This window comes from Bianquea renquensis, from assembly GCF_014384895.1.
Taxonomy (GTDB): domain Bacteria; phylum Bacillota; class Clostridia; order Lachnospirales; family Bianqueaceae; genus Bianquea; species Bianquea renquensis.
Window position 1 is genome coordinate 105,305 of record NZ_JACRSQ010000003.1, and the last position, 15,697, is coordinate 121,001.

12 protein-coding genes are annotated in these 15,697 nt (G+C 52.0%); 4 read left to right on the plus strand and 8 right to left on the minus strand.

Going from position 1 to position 15,697, the window contains the following annotated elements; all coding sequences use genetic code 11:
• Positions 1-10 precede the first annotated feature (10 nt).
• The 3 genes from H8730_RS03385 to H8730_RS03395 are packed head-to-tail and all read left to right on the plus strand — an operon-like array spanning position 11 to position 2,813.
• Positions 11-595, plus strand: coding sequence for an MptD family putative ECF transporter S component (locus H8730_RS03385; protein WP_177718767.1), 585 nt, complete (start codon positions 11-13; stop codon positions 593-595).
• Positions 595-1,317: an energy-coupling factor transporter transmembrane component T gene (locus H8730_RS03390; RefSeq protein WP_177718765.1), complete on the plus strand. Its 723-nt coding sequence runs from the start codon at positions 595-597 to the stop codon at positions 1,315-1,317. Before H8730_RS03385 ends, H8730_RS03390 begins: the two co-directional genes overlap by 1 nt.
• Positions 1,318-1,319: 2 nt before the next feature.
• On the plus strand, positions 1,320-2,813 hold the full coding sequence (locus H8730_RS03395; protein WP_177718763.1) for an ABC transporter ATP-binding protein: 1,494 nt from the start codon (positions 1,320-1,322) through the stop codon (positions 2,811-2,813).
• Positions 2,814-2,883: 70 nt separating this feature from the next.
• Here H8730_RS03395 and H8730_RS03400 read toward each other — a convergent pair whose 3' ends face one another.
• Positions 2,884-5,199, minus strand: a complete 2,316-nt coding sequence (locus H8730_RS03400) for a glycoside hydrolase family 95 protein (RefSeq protein ID WP_177718761.1) — start codon at positions 5,197-5,199, stop codon at positions 2,884-2,886.
• Positions 5,200-5,346: 147 nt separating this feature from the next.
• Between H8730_RS03400 and H8730_RS03405 the strand changes: the two genes are divergently transcribed.
• Entirely contained in the window at positions 5,347-6,627 is a 1,281-nt protein-coding gene (locus H8730_RS03405) for a galactokinase (RefSeq protein WP_177718758.1), read from the plus strand.
• Between the two features lie 80 nt (positions 6,628-6,707).
• Here the strand turns inward: H8730_RS03405 and H8730_RS03410 are convergent, their stop codons facing one another.
• From H8730_RS03410 to H8730_RS03440, 7 genes are all read right to left on the minus strand, one after another.
• Positions 6,708-7,844, minus strand: a complete 1,137-nt coding sequence (locus tag H8730_RS03410) for a hypothetical protein (RefSeq protein WP_177718756.1) — start codon at positions 7,842-7,844, stop codon at positions 6,708-6,710.
• 10 nt (positions 7,845-7,854) lie between these two features.
• Positions 7,855-8,484, minus strand: coding sequence for a 5-bromo-4-chloroindolyl phosphate hydrolysis family protein (locus H8730_RS03415; RefSeq protein ID WP_177718754.1), 630 nt, complete (start codon positions 8,482-8,484; stop codon positions 7,855-7,857).
• A gap of 14 nt (positions 8,485-8,498) precedes the next feature.
• Positions 8,499-10,094: a VWA domain-containing protein gene (locus H8730_RS03420; RefSeq protein WP_177718752.1), complete on the minus strand. Its 1,596-nt coding sequence runs from the start codon at positions 10,092-10,094 to the stop codon at positions 8,499-8,501.
• A gap of 90 nt (positions 10,095-10,184) precedes the next feature.
• Positions 10,185-11,333 (minus strand): toxic anion resistance protein, encoded by a 1,149-nt coding sequence (locus H8730_RS03425; RefSeq protein ID WP_177718750.1) that lies wholly within the window; start codon positions 11,331-11,333, stop codon positions 10,185-10,187.
• Between the two features lie 179 nt (positions 11,334-11,512).
• Complete coding sequence (locus tag H8730_RS03430) at positions 11,513-12,967, minus strand: phospholipase D-like domain-containing protein (RefSeq protein WP_177718748.1); 1,455 nt, start codon at positions 12,965-12,967, stop codon at positions 11,513-11,515.
• Positions 12,968-13,002: 35 nt separating this feature from the next.
• Positions 13,003-14,481, minus strand: a complete 1,479-nt coding sequence (locus tag H8730_RS03435) for a glycoside hydrolase family 18 protein (RefSeq protein WP_249289383.1) — start codon at positions 14,479-14,481, stop codon at positions 13,003-13,005.
• Positions 14,482-14,656: 175 nt separating this feature from the next.
• The gene (locus H8730_RS03440; RefSeq protein WP_177718742.1) at positions 14,657-15,661 is read right to left on the minus strand and encodes an SDR family oxidoreductase; all 1,005 of its coding nucleotides are present in this window, start codon (positions 15,659-15,661) and stop codon (positions 14,657-14,659) included.
• Positions 15,662-15,697: the final 36 nt, after the last annotated feature.

Here is a 15,697-nt window from a genome sequence, read left to right on the forward strand (position 1 = left end):
AGAAAATCTCATGACAAACAGACTCACTGTAAAAGACCTCATCAACGTTGGTGTATTCACTGCGCTCTACATCGTTATATTCTTCGTCTCCAGCTTCATTGGCTACGTACCGGTATTTATGGTTCTGCTACCGGTTATATGTGCTGTCGTAGTTGGGATTCCTTTTATGCTGTTTCTGTCCAAAACCCATACATTCGGGATGGTCACTATTATGAGCATGATTCTTGGACTCTTTGCAATCCTTCTGGGACGCCCTTGGCCGGTACTGCTGATTGCCGTCTTAGCCGGTGTGGCTACCGATCTCATTTTGAAAAGCGGGCATTACAAGAGTGTGAAGCTTTCCATTATCGGTTCCGGCGTATTCAGCACATGGATGATGGGCATGGCTCTTCCCATGTTCTTCGGCTATCGTGAGCCTTATTTCGAATCTATGCGCACAGGGTATGGTGATACCTTTGCTGACGCCCTCTATGCGATTACTCCCGACTGGATGTTCTTTGTACTGACCGCGCTGTGCGTTGTCGGTGGTATTCTTGGCGGCCTGCTCGGTGCAAAAGTATTGAAAAAACACTTTAAGAAAGCCGGAATGGCATAATGCAAACAACAGTTTTAACATTCAAAGAAAGTGGTATGCGGGCCCCATTGGACCCGCGCACCTCTCTGTATTCTATTTTGATCATCAGCATGATTATGATTGGCGGCAGCCTGTCCGGCGTAGAATACTGGCTGCGCTTTGGCTGTTGCATTCTTCCGTTGGTACTCCTGCTGGCCATGCGCAATCTGCGTTTTGCGATGGTGTACTTCGGCCTGTATGCCTTTGCGATGCTCATGGAAGGCACAATTATACAGCTGACCGAAGGATTTTTTAATCTGATTCTCGTGATGATTGCAGGATTGATCTCCCGATTCCTCGCTCCTATGGTCATGGGGTATTGTATGATGCAGTATACAACGGTTTCCGAGTTCATTGCTGCAATGGAACGGATGCATGTTCCGCAGGCCATCACGATTCCTATGTCTGTTATGTTCCGTTTCTTCCCCACCATCAGCGAGGAAAACAGCGCGATCACGGAAGCTATGCGGATGCGTCGAGTAAACGGAACCCAGCGAGGACTCATGAAACGAATGGAATACGAGCTTGTCCCGGTCTTGATGTCGACGGTTCGGATAGCGGATGAACTGTCACAGGCTTCCCTGACCAAAGGATTGGGTGGCCATGTAAAGCGCACTCACATTTGTGAGGTGGGGCTGCGGTGGCAGGATTATCTTCTTCTGCTTCTTTTGACGGCAGCTCTTGTGCTGTTTATGGTGTACTGACTATGATCGAAATAAAAAATGTATCCTTTGCTTATCGTGTCAGTGACGCAGAGGGCAAGCCAGTCCTGCGATCCGCTGTCAAAGACTTGAATCTTACGATTCACGGCGGTGAGTTCATAGTCCTGACCGGAAGTTCCGGCTGTGGAAAAACCACTGTCTGCCGGCTGATCAACGGACTAATTCCACATTATTTTGAAGGTGAAAGACAAGGCGAAGTTCTGATTGAAGGCACAGACGTGGCAAAGGAACCCATCTATGATACTGCCCGGCTGGTCGGAAGCGTATTTCAGAATCCCCGCAGTCAGTTTTTTAATGTGGACACTACAAGCGAATTGGCGTTTTCAGCAGAAAATCAAGGCCGTGACCCAGAGAAGATTCGCCAAGATATTGACAAGGCATCGGATATGATGGGGTTATCTCCGCTCCTTAACAGAAGTATGTTCAAGCTATCCGGCGGTGAAAAACAAAAAATTGCCTGCGGTACCGTTGCTGTTGCCGATCCTTCTATCATTGTGTTGGATGAACCGTCCTCCAATCTGGATTTAAATGGCATTGAGGAACTCAGAAAAACACTCTATTTGTGGAAATCTCAGGGAAAAACGGTTGTTATCGCAGAACATCGACTGTTTTTCCTGCGGGAGCTTGCAGACCGGCTTCTCCTCTTTGAAGATGGGCGGATCGCCAAACAGTTTTCAGGAGAAGAGTTCTCCAGACTCTCTGCGGAAGAGACATCTCGGCTCGGGATTCGGTCTGTTGGGCTTCCGGAATTTGCCGGGCATACACTGTGCACGGCACCGATAGATCACACCATCACGCTCGAAGGTATGGAGTTTTCCTATGCAGACAAACTTCACGGCATCAAGATTCCGGCCCTGACACTTCCACAGGGGGAGATCATTGCGATAATCGGACATAATGGTGCAGGAAAAAGTACATTTGCAAGAACGCTATGCGGTCTGAATAAAAAGGCAAAAGGGGTTGTACACTGGAATGGAAAGACGGTTCCAGCGTCCAAAATGCTTGGGTACTGCTACATGATCATGCAGGATGTAAACCACCAGCTGTTCACAGAAAGCGTATTGGAAGAAATTTTGCTCAGTATTCCGGAATCGTATCCGAGCGATGAGCGTGAAGATAGGGCGCGAGAAGCTCTAAGGCTCTTGGACATGGAATCTTTCGCTGATATGCACCCGATGGCGCTTTCCGGCGGACAAAAACAGCGGGTTGCGATTGCAAGCGGAATCGCCGCCGAAAAAGAAATTATTCTGCTTGATGAGCCAACCAGCGGACTCGACTATGGTCACATGAGGCAGGTGGCCGACGTTCTTCGGATGCTCAAAGAAAACGGAAAAACCGTTTTGGTTATTACGCATGATCTGGAACTGATTGCGTGTTGTGCTGATCATATTTTGCATCTGGAGAATGGAATGTTGCACGCCAACTATCCTGTAAGCCGCGCTGCAATTTTCGGCCCAATACAGGGTGGAAATTTCTAGAGACATAAAAAGGCCATCTCTGGCAATTCAGATGAATTCCCCAAAGATGACCTTTTCCATTTGCGACCTGTTACGGCTGAACGGTAGCCTCCCACTCACGTCCCTGGCAGAGCACAGAAACCGTTGCCGGTGCACCGTGCAAATGGCACTCCGTGAGCTTTCCCTCTGACCAGGCCAGGTCCACGGTTATATTTCCCTTCGCCAGCAAACCCTTGACGGATCCGTCCCTCCATTCATCGGGGAGGGCCGGCAGGAGTAAGAGCTTGCCATCTTCACATTGTAGCAACATCTCCGCGATTCCGCTGGCCGCACCATAATTGCCATCGATCTGGAATGGCGGGTGCGCGTCGAAGAGGTTGGAGTACGTCCCGCCTCCAGCGCCATAGTTGACGCCGCCCTCCCCAACAAGCCGAAGCTGACGCCTGATCAGCCGCAGCGCGTGATTTCCGTCACCCAGGCGCGCCCAGAAATTGATCTTCCAGCCAAGGCTCCAGCCCGTCCCGTCATCTCCCCGGATTTCCAGGGTCTTACGGCAGGCCTCCGCCAACTCTGGCGTTTTTCTGGGAGAAATCAGGTGCGACGGATGTAAGGCATACAGATGGGATACGTGGCGATGGTGAACCTCCGTCTCCTTCATTTCCTCATACCATTCCAACAATTGTCCCTGGCTTCCTGTCTTAAAGGGCAGCAGCCTCGGGAGGGCCTCCTCCAATTCCGTGCGAAATGCCTCGTCCTCCCCTAGAATCTCGCTGGCCTGAATACAGTTGCCAAATAGCTCCTTTATGATCCCCATGGTCATGGTGCTGGTCTGGGAGACAGAGCAGCGCCTGCCATCGGGAAGGGTAAAGGAATTCTCCGGGGATGTGGAAGGCGCGCAGATCAGATATCCGTCCTGGTCCTCAACCAGCAGATCCAGGTAGAACTGGGCTGCCTCCTTCATGACGGGATAGCCGTGCTCCCGAAGATACGCGATGTCGCCCGTATACTCATAGTAGTCGTACAGGTGGCGGCAGAGCCATCCGGAGGACATGGGCCAGAAAGCAAAGACAGCGCAGCCTGGATTGTGTAGGGTTCCAACCGGCGATGTCTTCCTCCACAGGTCCGTATTATGATGGGACGTAAAGCCCCGCGCCCCGTAGTGATCCCGCGCCGTTTTGCGGCCGCTCTCCACCATCTCCTCCACCATGGTCAGCAGCGGTTCCATCATCTCCCTTAAGTTGCAGGGGAGAGTGGGCCAATAATTCATCTCGGTATTGATATTGATGGTATAGTTGCTGTGCCATGGCGCGTTGAACTGCTCATTCCAGATTCCCTGGAGATTGGTCGGCTGTGAGCCCTCCCTGGAGCCCGCAATGGTCAAATACCGCCCATAGTTGAAGATCAAGGTGGGCAGCGCCGGATCTGAGATGCCCTGCTGGTAATCCAGGAGACGCTGATCCGTAGAGATTCCGCCGCGATTGGCGGAGCCTAAATCCAATTCGACCCTGGCATAATACGGCATATAGTCCTTGAGATGGGCCTCTTTCAGTTCTTCATAGGGAAGGGCCTTCGCTTTGCGCAGATTGTCCGCACAAGCCTGCCGGTATTCCTTTCCATCCAGATAGGGGTGGCGGTTATAGCCATTGAAGCTGGTCTCGCAGGCGAAAAAGATGACGGCCTCCTTCGTGCGGCGAACCCGAAAAGCGCCGCTGTCCGGCTTGTCCACGGTCCCCGAGGAAAGATTGATGCAGGCCGCCGCGCGGAACTGCACCCCTCGCTCTTCTGGTTTTTCAGAATATATATAGGTCTGATCCGAGAATTGCCGCTCAAGATCCTCCAGAGACGGGCATTCTCCTTCCAAAAGCAGCATCTCCGGCTCTGTGATCAGCATGGAGCGCAGAGGGGACGTCATCCGCAGCGTAAAGGAAAACTCCTTTTCTCCGCTGAGCCGAAGGGCCAGGACTCGATGGGGATGGGACACAAAAACCTCCCGGGACATGCGGGCGCCGCCAGCCTTATACTCCACGGTGGCGAGGGCTGTCTCCAGATCCAAGGTCCGGGTATACTCCGTGATCTCCCCTTCCACATCCATATCCAGCCACAGGTCTCCCAAGGGAAGATAGGCCTCCGACCAATTGTTAAGACAATTCTTCTCAATGAGTTCTTGTGCTTCAGCCAGCTTCCCGTCCAGCGCCAACTGCCGGGCCTTACGGAAATACACATCGCTGCCCGGTGTTGTTTCCATGCGGGGATACCCGCTCCACAGGGTATCCTGATTCAGAGCGATTCTCTCATACTCCGTGCGGCCAAAGACCATAGCCCCTAACGATCCGTTTCCCAGAGGCAGGGCCTCCGTCCATTCCTTCGCCGGCTTGTAGTATCGCAGTATCGAGCTATCTTTATCCATTGTACTTCTCCTTTTGCCATTCCCAATATTTCTTTCCATTATAGCAGAAATGAATGGAATGTCTATCTTTTTTTCCAATTTTGCTTGTTCAATTTTGATTTCCGCCGTATAATAGACGAAGGATCTTGTCTGAAAGGAGTTTCTACTATGCGAATCGAGTCCATATCAACGCAGCTGCACAGCCCCGAGGCAACCGCTCTATTCCGGCAGCTGTACGGCGCCGACCGCGCCTCATCCAACGTTCTTCGCTACGAGCATCTAGCTCAGAAATTTGTTGAAACCTTTGGCAACATGGAGTTTGAGTATTTTAGTTCTCCCGGCCGAACAGAGATCAGCGGCAATCACACCGACCACAACCACGGGAAAATATTAGCGGGCAGCATTCATCTGGATTGCGTGGCTGTCGCCGCAAAAACTGATTCCGGTAGGATCACCATCGTGGACGAAACATATCAGGAGCGCTATGACCTATCCGTGACAGATCGAGTATCCAACGAGACCACAGGAACCCTCGCCCTGCTGAAAGGTCTTCTGGCCGGCTTTCAGGAAAGGGGACTGACCGTAGGCGGATTTAACGCCTATGTAGCCACGGACGTCATCAGCGCCGCCGGCGTCAGCTCCTCCGCCTCATTTGAAATGTTGATCTGCTGTATTTTAAACACCTTCTACCACGACGGCGCTCTGGACGTGGTGACGCTGGCTAAAATCGGCAAATACGCCGAGAATCAGTACTGGAACAAACAGTCAGGGCTTCTCGACCAGTTATCCTGCGCCGTAGGGGGAATCATAACCATCGATTTTGCCAACATCGACGCGCCGTCCATTCAGAAGGTAGACTTTAGCTTCGATGACGTGGGCTATGATCTTGTGATCGTCAACACAGGCAAGGGACATGCGGATCTCAGCGCGGAATACTCCTCCATCCCCACGGAAATGAAGGCGGTTGCAGCATATTTCGGATGCGAAACCCTATCGGAGGTTGCGCTGGACCAAGTGCGGGACAATGTGGACGCGCTGCGCAAAGCGGTGGGCGATCGCGCCGTACTCCGCGCTTTCCATTTCTTTACAGAAAATGAACGGGTCGAAGGGGAGATACTGGCCTTGCGGGAAAACCGTTTCGAAGACTTTTTGGATCTCGTAACCCGCTCCGGCAACTCCTCCTGGAAATGGCTCCAAAACTGCTACTCTATCTGCGATTGTCAGGAGCAGTCCGTAACCCTCGCCCTTGCTTTGACTGAGCTGTATCTCGCAAAACTTGGGCAAGGCGCTTGCCGCGTCCACGGGGGCGGCTTTGCCGGCGTGATCATGGCGTTGCTTCCGAAGGGCGCGGTAGCGGATTACAGCGCCTATATGGAAAAAGCGCTGGGCAGCGGCTGCACCTACCCCATGCGGTTGCGCCCTCTAGGTTCCATCCGAGTCCCGTTTTAAGTTGACGGCTGTGGCGGCACCGCCTCACGGCGAATTTTCCCATAGGAGGAAATCCAGAATCGGAAACCTTCCCTCTTTTTTTATTCCCGTGTCGCCTTCAAGCCGTCGATAATCTCATTGTACACATCCATCTTCAAACCCGATACCACAGACAAAATATTCTGCGGAATTCCTTCAACTCCGATGGCAGACACATCATACTGTCCCCCTGTCACACCCGTCCGAAATCCATACCGATTGAACGCGATCTCCTGGATTCGTTTATCGTTCAGGGCATCCACAAAGCGCGACCCCGCATCACTGAAGGAAATGATACAGTGGGAATTCCAGATGGTGGGGCTGGGGTAGAGGATGCGCATTGAGTCCTTAACCTGGGCGTACCCCTCCGGGTTCGCGTTGGCAAAGTCGATGACGCTCTTCTCATAGTCTACGATCATGGGCTTCGCCCCGACGCCGGTTCGCAGATATAGGTCAAAGAGATCCGCCGGCGTGTTATTCATAAATCCCGACTTAATGTAGAAATTGGAAAGTTTGGGCATCGTCTGCAACAAACTGTCCTGGGTGATTTCGCCGCCGTTCATAATCGATGCCAAAAGGCCATAGTACGTTGCACCGGGGGAGGATGTCACAGGGTCTGTTGACGCAATGTTAATATTTCCATAAATACTGTCAAGACCAATATCACTCCACTTCTTTCCTTCATTGATATACTCCAAAAGTTTTGGCATATCGGTCACATAGTAAGTCCCGTTGTCCTCCGTCACAATCTTTTCTCTGATGAATGCGTCAACCACCACATCCCAGCTGTAAAAGACGATGGGCGTATTGAGCGCGATGGCCCCCTTCTTCTTCGCTAGCCGGGGCGCCTCTCCCTCCGCCGCTGGCAGCTGGTAGTACTCATAATAGCGCTGGTCAGAGAAAAAGACAAAGTCGTAATTCTTCGTCTGCCCATCGAGTTCATAGGTCAATGGATCCTTAATCAACTTTCCGTTGCTCCAGGCATCATTTTTGACAACCAGGTTGTACTCTTCCAGTAAGATCCGATTCACCTCTTCATCCGCCAAAAAATTCTCTTTTCCACCGCCTACAGCGCCGTAGATGACATCCCCCTTCTGGGATGCCCCTCCGATCAGACGGCTGATGAGAACCCCCGCGATGATAATGACAACAAAAATTCCGATTCCAATGCCCAGCTTCTTACCATTTGTTTTCAACATATCGTCCCCCTTAGACCGTCAGATCTGTATCTTGGCGCGCGCTCTTCTTAAAATCCTCCTCTGTGAGGAGTCCATCCTGCTTGCAGGCGTTGGTCATGACTTCCATCTCCACCGATAGATCCAGCATATCGTCCTCAAAAAGATTCGCGTACTGTTTATCCATGGCTTTCTTGATATCGCCCAGATATTTGCTGACCAATTGTTTCTGCTCTGGCTTGATCACGCCGCCCTCAATCCGCTCATATTTGCCGAGGATGCTATCCAGCGTGGGCAAATAGTATTTGAAAAACTTCCGAACCGCAGAAATATTTTCGGGTCTTGCTTTCAATTCTTTTAAAATATCCTGTATCGTTTTGAGGATGGCCGACGCTTGCCCTTTGATGTTGGGATCCCGAAGTTTTGCCACGTGCTGTTGAATTTCCTTCAAGTCCTCCTCGCCATCCCCCAGGATATCCGCCAGCTCCTTCCCACTGTACCCGGAGATTTTGATGGTCCCAGAAGGGCGAAACAGTACAGCGAAGATGATAAAGGCCGCGATGCCTAGAACCAGACCGATCACCAGATTTTTTCCGAGGAAAAACACCGCGAGAAATGTGACTCCCGCCGCGACGCCCGCGATAATATAGCGATTCTCATTCATGTCCGTCTTCCCCTCTAATTATATCCGCGGACTGCCTTAAACGCGGCGCGCAGATCGCTTTTTCCATCAAAAACTCTGCCCCCCACCGTTTCGGAGATCGTCTCCAGCTCTCTGGGATTCGCGTCTCCGAATGTGATCGAGTAGATTCCCACATCCTGGTCACAGCGCTCATATCGCTCCACCAGCTCATCCAGCTTCGTCACAAGGGATTCTCCGTCCGTCATTAAAACAATCGATACGGTATAGGCATTGTTGTCATAGGCTTCGACCAGATCCAGCGCCTTGATCAGGGGCGCATAGATGTCGGTCCCGCCACTCGCACTCAGCATGTAGATCTCGGTAAGCAGCTTCTGGCTCTCGCTCCCATTTCCACTGAACTCGTCTCCTGGCCGGCTGTCAAAGGGCAGGATGTAGATTTCATCCTTCTCGCTAAACTGTATGTAATCTTCCCCCGCTTGGTCAGGATTCAAAATATATTCCATGGCATCGTAAAGCTCTAACTGCCCCTCCCCTCTCATGCTTCCCGAAAAATCTAGGCAGAAGACAGTGACCGACGGCTTCTTCAGCTCTGTCTGATACAGCCGCATCGCCGCCTTGATTACATTGGAGGCGGGATAGTTGATGGGCGATAGATATCCATCCGTCTGGATTCCCCAATCGGGATTAAAGACCTCCGAATCTCCGTAGGGGTTTCGCCCGCCATATCCGGAGCGCCGCCCTGTGGCCGCTAACGCTTTCTGGCCTTCCACGCTGAGCAGATAGGATTGTAGCTTCTGAAAAATTTGCTGTTTCTTCTCGTTTCCATGGTCCACATAGGCGAAGGGAGCGTCGCTCAGGGACACGCCGTCCACAGGATAAAGGAGATACAGGGGCTCCCTTCCCTCTTCAACCAACTGCTGATTCAAATGGATGAACGAACTCTCATAATTGACCATGGCATTGTATTCGCCGCTGATAAATAGCTGGTTCAAGTATTCCTCGCTTCCGGATGAGCGCTTGACTCCGCTAAACAGACGGGTCAGCTTCTCTTGAAGCTGCAAGTCGCCGAGCATGGACTCCGTCAACACCTCCGGATTTCCCGCCAGAGTGCTCAGAAAGCCGAGATAGGCCGACGCGCCGCTGTTGGTCTGGGTGGCAGACGGCATGAGGAAGGTTAGGTCCCCGGATTCCACCTTCGACACAATGTCCGCCATGTACACAGGGGTGTCCACAAACCCCAATTCCTGAGCTTTACTCTTGACAACGCCAAATACCACGGGGCTGATAAAAGTCGCCTTGGCATTTGTCACCGCCTGCGTTCCGTCCAGCATGTAGACCCAGATAGAGTTGGACAGCCATGCGGCGTCGTACTGACAGGATTCACTGTTGAGTGTATCCATCATATCCATGGTCGATGCCGTGTCAAACTCCACGTCGATCTTTTCCTTCCCGGCAAAGTCCTGTAGAATCGCCGCGGCATCCTCATTCTCGGAACTGACCAGTATTCGAAAAATCCCCTTATCCCTCTCGCTCTCCTGCTGTTGTCTGACAATGGGAATCACCGCTGTGAAAATCAATACGACTACGATTCCAATAAACAGCAGGGATCCTTTCTTGTTGATCTCTTTCATGCATCCTCCTCCCGCACCTTTTGGCGCTTCCCTCTAAACACAAGAACGGCAGGGGAGCTGCCTCCCCCGCCATCATATTCACTCTCTGTATCAGCTTCGGATATCCAGCAATTTTTGCTTTAACTCCGTCTCGATGCGGCCCAGCTCCGTCTCCGCCTCGCGCCGCCTCTGCCGGCCCTGATCCTGAATCTTCACCACCTCATCCAGCGTTGAGATCAATTGCTGGTTCGTGTAGCGAAGGGTCTCCATATCCACGATGCCCCTCTCGCTCTCCTTGGCGGTCTCAATGGTCCCCTGCTTCAACATGTCCGCATTTTTCTTCAGCAGCTCGTTGGTCATATTGGTGACTTCCCGCTGCGCTTCCATGGCCTCCTGTGAATGGGCGATTCCCAGGGCCAGAACCATCTGACTCTTCCAGAGGGGGATCGTGTTGACGATGGACGACTGGATCTTCTCTGTCAGCAGCGTGCTATTCTGCTGGACAAGCCGTATCTGCGGGGCCATCTGCATGGAGATAACCCGGGTCAGCTCCAGATCGTGCAGCTTCTTTTCGAAGCGGTCGCACTGGGAGGCGAAGTCATTCGCTGCCTGAGCGTCCTGGGGCAGATTCGAGGCCTTTGCCTTATTCTGAAGCTCCACCAAGGTGGTGGCGCGCTCGTTAGCCAACTTCTTCTTTCCCGCCACAATGTACATGGTCAGCTCTTTGAAATATGTCAGGTTCAGATCGTACATCTTATCCAGCATGGTGATGTCTTTCATCAGCTGAATCTGATGATCCTCCAGCATACCGCAAATTTTGTCAACATTGACTTCCGCCTTATCGTACTTGGCTTTCATCTTCGCAACGGAATTCCCAGCCTTCTTGAAAATTCCGAGGAATCCTTTATCCTCCGGTTCCGCGGAAAATCCCTTCAATTCGACGACCAGATCGGTGATCATATCACCGACTTCCCCCAAATCCTTTGTCCGAACGCTCTCCAGCGCAGATTGGGAGAAATCTGCGATTTTCTTCTGGCTGGATGCACCGTATTGCAAAACGACAGCGGAATTCCGAAGATCGATCGTTTCGGAAAATTCCTCTACCATCTTTTTCTCTTCCTCTGTAAAATTACTCTCATCCATCTCCGTATCACCCTTGGGGATGGTGATCGCCGTCTCCTCCTCCGGCTCTAGCTTAAGCTCCGGTTTGGGCGCTCCATCGAGGGTCAGCGTGATCTTGTCATTCTGGCTATCTGCCATACTATAACCTCCATTTGCCGTGGCGGCGGCTAAATTTACCGTGATGAACGGTGATTGCTTGTCATACGTTGTTTTGAGCCTCTGTGCTCATCGCCTATGTGACCATTATACTGTATTTTATTGAAAATAGCAACCTTTCCGTCAAGGTTCCCCGCAAATTTCTTTTGCGTGAACAAATGCTATAGCAAAAAGCGAAATAGCTGGAAGACAACGGACGTGATGGGGTAGAGGTATTTTCTGCTGCCCGACAGCACTAAGGGCTCCACTCCCTCCCTCGCCTCATAGTCTCCCTCAGGAGTGACTTTCAGAGATTGATCCCACATGGCCAACATGGCATCTTCCAGAGTCTCCGCAAACTCTTCTCCGTGAATGATCAACATCGTCTCGGTGTCAAGATAGGTGCTGCGCATGTCCAGGTTATAGGAGCCGATGATCGATAGATCCCCGTCCAGCAGCATGGACTTATTGTGCATGGAATGGTTTCCCTGAAACTCATAGACCGTAATCCCCGTATTCAGGATCTTCTCTTTGTTGAAAATGTAGTCGGAGGAACCCATAAAATTATCCCCTCCCGCCACAGAATTCGTCAACATCTCGTAGTCGTCCAGGTCGCTCCCTATGGATTCCAGCGCCTTATACATGGCGTCGTTGAGCACCGCGTAGGGGGTCTGAATCCAAACTCTTGAGTCCGCTTCCTTCATCAGTTGCGTCAGCTGATACCACACCCACGGCTCCTTTGACATTTTGTGGATGGGATTATAGATCAGGGATACTTTACGGGTTGGAACCGTCATCGCAACATAATCGGTGTCTGGATCAAAGAGCTCCTTTCGCTCTTCAAGAAGTCGCTGATGCGTCTCCCGGAGACTGGCCGCCGCCTCCTGAAGCTTCTCCTCCTTCCGCTTCGACACGCGGTCATACACAGTGGTACAGTCACCGCCATCCCAAAGGGAGGTGAAATACGCCTCAATCTGTTGCCAGACGCTCCCTTCCTCCGGTTCTTTCCCACTCCCATTGTAGATTAGTACATCACGGTCGTAGCTCAGCACGTCGGGATTGTACTCCCCTAAGAAGTAATTCGATGAGTTTCGGCCGCCCAGCAGCAGGAATTTATTGTCGACGCAGATGAATTTGTCATGCATTCGGCCGATAAATGTCCAGGGCAGCAGCGGATTCGGGAGATTATAGAAGCGGATTTCAATATTGGGATGTGTTCCCAGCGCATAATTCTTCATATCCTTTCGCAGACTTTTAATGCCGGAAAGGCCATCCACCAAAATCTGAACCTTAACCCCCCTGTCCGCCGCTGCCAACATCATGGAATACAATTCTGTTCCGCTCTGGTCCGGCGACATGTCGAAGGTGGAAAAAAGGATTCGATCCTCAGCCTCGTTGAGAATTTTGAGGCGATACTCCAGCGCCTCCTGGCTTGTTTCCACCAACACCGCCCGGTCCGTTCCCACCGTGTCACTGTAGAACGGATCTGTCGAGAACGATTGTTGGAATTCCTGGCTAACTTCCGGGAATCGGGCAAAGGGCAGCGTTGCTCCTAAAATCATATAGACCAAAAGGGCAAGCAACGAATACCCTATGATTCTTCGGACCCATCGTTTCTTAGTAGCCGGTTTCTTCATAGTCCATCCCTCTTTCAACGTGAAACGGCTTCTGATTATACAATCTTGATCTCTACCCAGTCCAGCGTACCGGCAAACCCCTGGATTTCCACTACATTCCGCCCCTTGTGCAGCGCTTGTGCCGGAATCATCCAGGTGCGCACCGGGCTGGCCGGAAGCGGCCTGGATAGCAGGATATCCTTGACTTCCTGGCAGACCGTGCCATTGACCCATACGGTTTCCTCCCCTGTGTCCTGCTCCTGTGCCACTCCCAGCACCACATAGGCCTGTTGGGCTGCGGCCGGAGCTTCTCCGATGGGAACCGCAAAGGCTTTCACCGAATGGGGGGTGACCGTCGCAGGCAGCAGATACCCAGCCGGCTCTCCCACCGCCCATGTGTCTGAATAGGTCACCACATGGCGGCGCGGTTTTCCGCGCAGGGTGTCCAGCTCGCCCACCTCCCGCAGGAGCGTTGGATAATTTTCCAGATCGTCCATGCAGGTCACACAATCAAAGTAATTGTATAGATACAGATCGTCCGCTCCCCTTGAGAGAAGCGCCATAGCCGCACCGCGCACCGTCCCGAGGGAATTAGTCTGCACCTTTTTCGAGGCAGGGTAGGCGCGGAGAAGGAGCTCCAGCCCGGCTTCCAGCTTAACATCCGTCCCGCGTAGTAGCTGCTTCCAAATCTCCACCGGCATATCCGCTTCGCTTGTGGCCCAGAAAGGCGTGATGACCAGACGGCTAATCAAGCCTCTCCTCGCCCACTCCACGGCGTCAAGCCCCAAAGCTAACGAGGTAGCAGGCCGAGACGGAACCCTTGCGGACAATTCAATTTTATGTCCGCGTCTTGTCTCCCAGGTATCCAGAAGACGCCGAACGTCCGACGTAAACTCCGTCAACAGCACCGCGCCTTCCTCCTCAAATCCGGGACGGAAATGATATCCAAACCGCATCCAGTCTAATTCGAGGCCGTCCACATCATACAATTCCATGATTTCTTCAATAAAAGCAAAATGCCGGTCCCGCACATCCTGTCTGCCGAAATCCAGCGCCCGGTCCGACCAGCCCACATCGTGATACATGCTGCGGCGTGCCTCGGGGTGCGTCCGCCAGAACTCACTGTGAAAGGGATGCCGCTCATCGTTGACCTCATGTATGTCATTCATCCGCGTTGAAATCCATGGAGAGATGCCGACCTCCCGGGTTCTGGCAATCCAGTGCTGGAACACATTCTTTCCATTGCCACACAGCTGGCAATAATTCTGCATCATATTATCAAAGCGCTGGCGGCTCTCCTCTGAAGGGAGCGCGGATAGAAACGGCTGGTCGGGGCCTCCCTCCGGATCATATCCCTGCCAAATGGGTTCAAATACTCGGCTGTCATAGCTAGCCCGCATGGCATTGATGCTGAATACCAGCTGCGAAACCTGGGTCCCCGCGTATTGGTCGATAAAGCGATTGATTTCCTTCTCTGTCACATCCTCCGCCTTCCGGCTAACAAAAAAATGCGTGTTGTCAATATTTAAAATCATAGGTTCACACCCTTCATCGTAGTTGAGACTTTGCCTCAAGATTTCCAGTATCATACCACACTGGAACATAAAAATCAACCCACTTGATTTGTATGGTCCCGGCAACAAAAAGCGATAGAATGGCACAACCCCAGCTTTCCTGCTGAATCGTACACTCTACCGCTTTTATTCACACTCAGATAATCGCGCGAAGTCCATCGAGACCACTGATGACCTGGTCGCACCAACCATCGAATTCTGGGTCCTCGATTTGGTTTTCGGGATGGGCTACCACATAGGAAACCGCTGCCGTAATTCCCTCCCTCATGGAAATAGTCGCCGTAAATCCTGGCACGAAATGTTTGAGCTTCGCATTATCAAAGACGATGGAATGCGCTTTATCGCCCAAAAGATTCCCCTTAAAGTCATAGAACTGGCTGCCGGCCAGCAGTGCGCTGGGCACATAGACAGGGCGGAAAGGCACCTCCAACGCCTGCGCAATACAGGAATAAATCTGATTCCACGACATACTCTCATCCGATGTGATCTGAATCGCATGCCCTAACACGTGAGGGTTCGCCATGAGCCCCACAAACCCCTTGGCAAAGTCTGTGCTATGCGTCATGGTCCACAGAGAAGTTCCGTCTCCATGTACGATGACCGCCTTTCCATCCAGCATCCGCTTGAGAACCTGCCAACTTCCATTCTTTCCCTGCACTCCCACAGGGACAGATCGCTCACAGTAGGTATGGCTGGGCCGCACAACCGTCACTGGAAACCCTTCTTCCCGATATTTGTTCATCAGAAAGTCTTCACAGGCAATCTTATCTCGGGAGTACTGCCAATAAGGATTTGCCAGGGGCGTACTTTCATTGACAACGTAATCTGTCAATGGTTTCTGGTATGCGGATGCACTGCTGATAAAAATGTATTGCTTTGTCTTTCCTCGAAAAATCCTCCAGTCTCTCTCCACGTCCTCCCTCGTGTAGGCGATAAAATCCATCACCACGTCGAAGGACTCTCTCTCCACAAGAGCGGCTACTTCCCGCTCCTGCCGGATATCCGCTTGCCAAGACATAACACCTGCCGGAACCTCCCGGTTGCCGCGATTCAGGGCGATCACCTCCCAGCCCCGTCTCACCGCCAGCTCCGCAACCGCACTGCTGATCACGCCCGTTCCGCCGATACACAACGCTCTCATTGTCACCCCTCCAGCTCAAAGATACATTTATAGTAT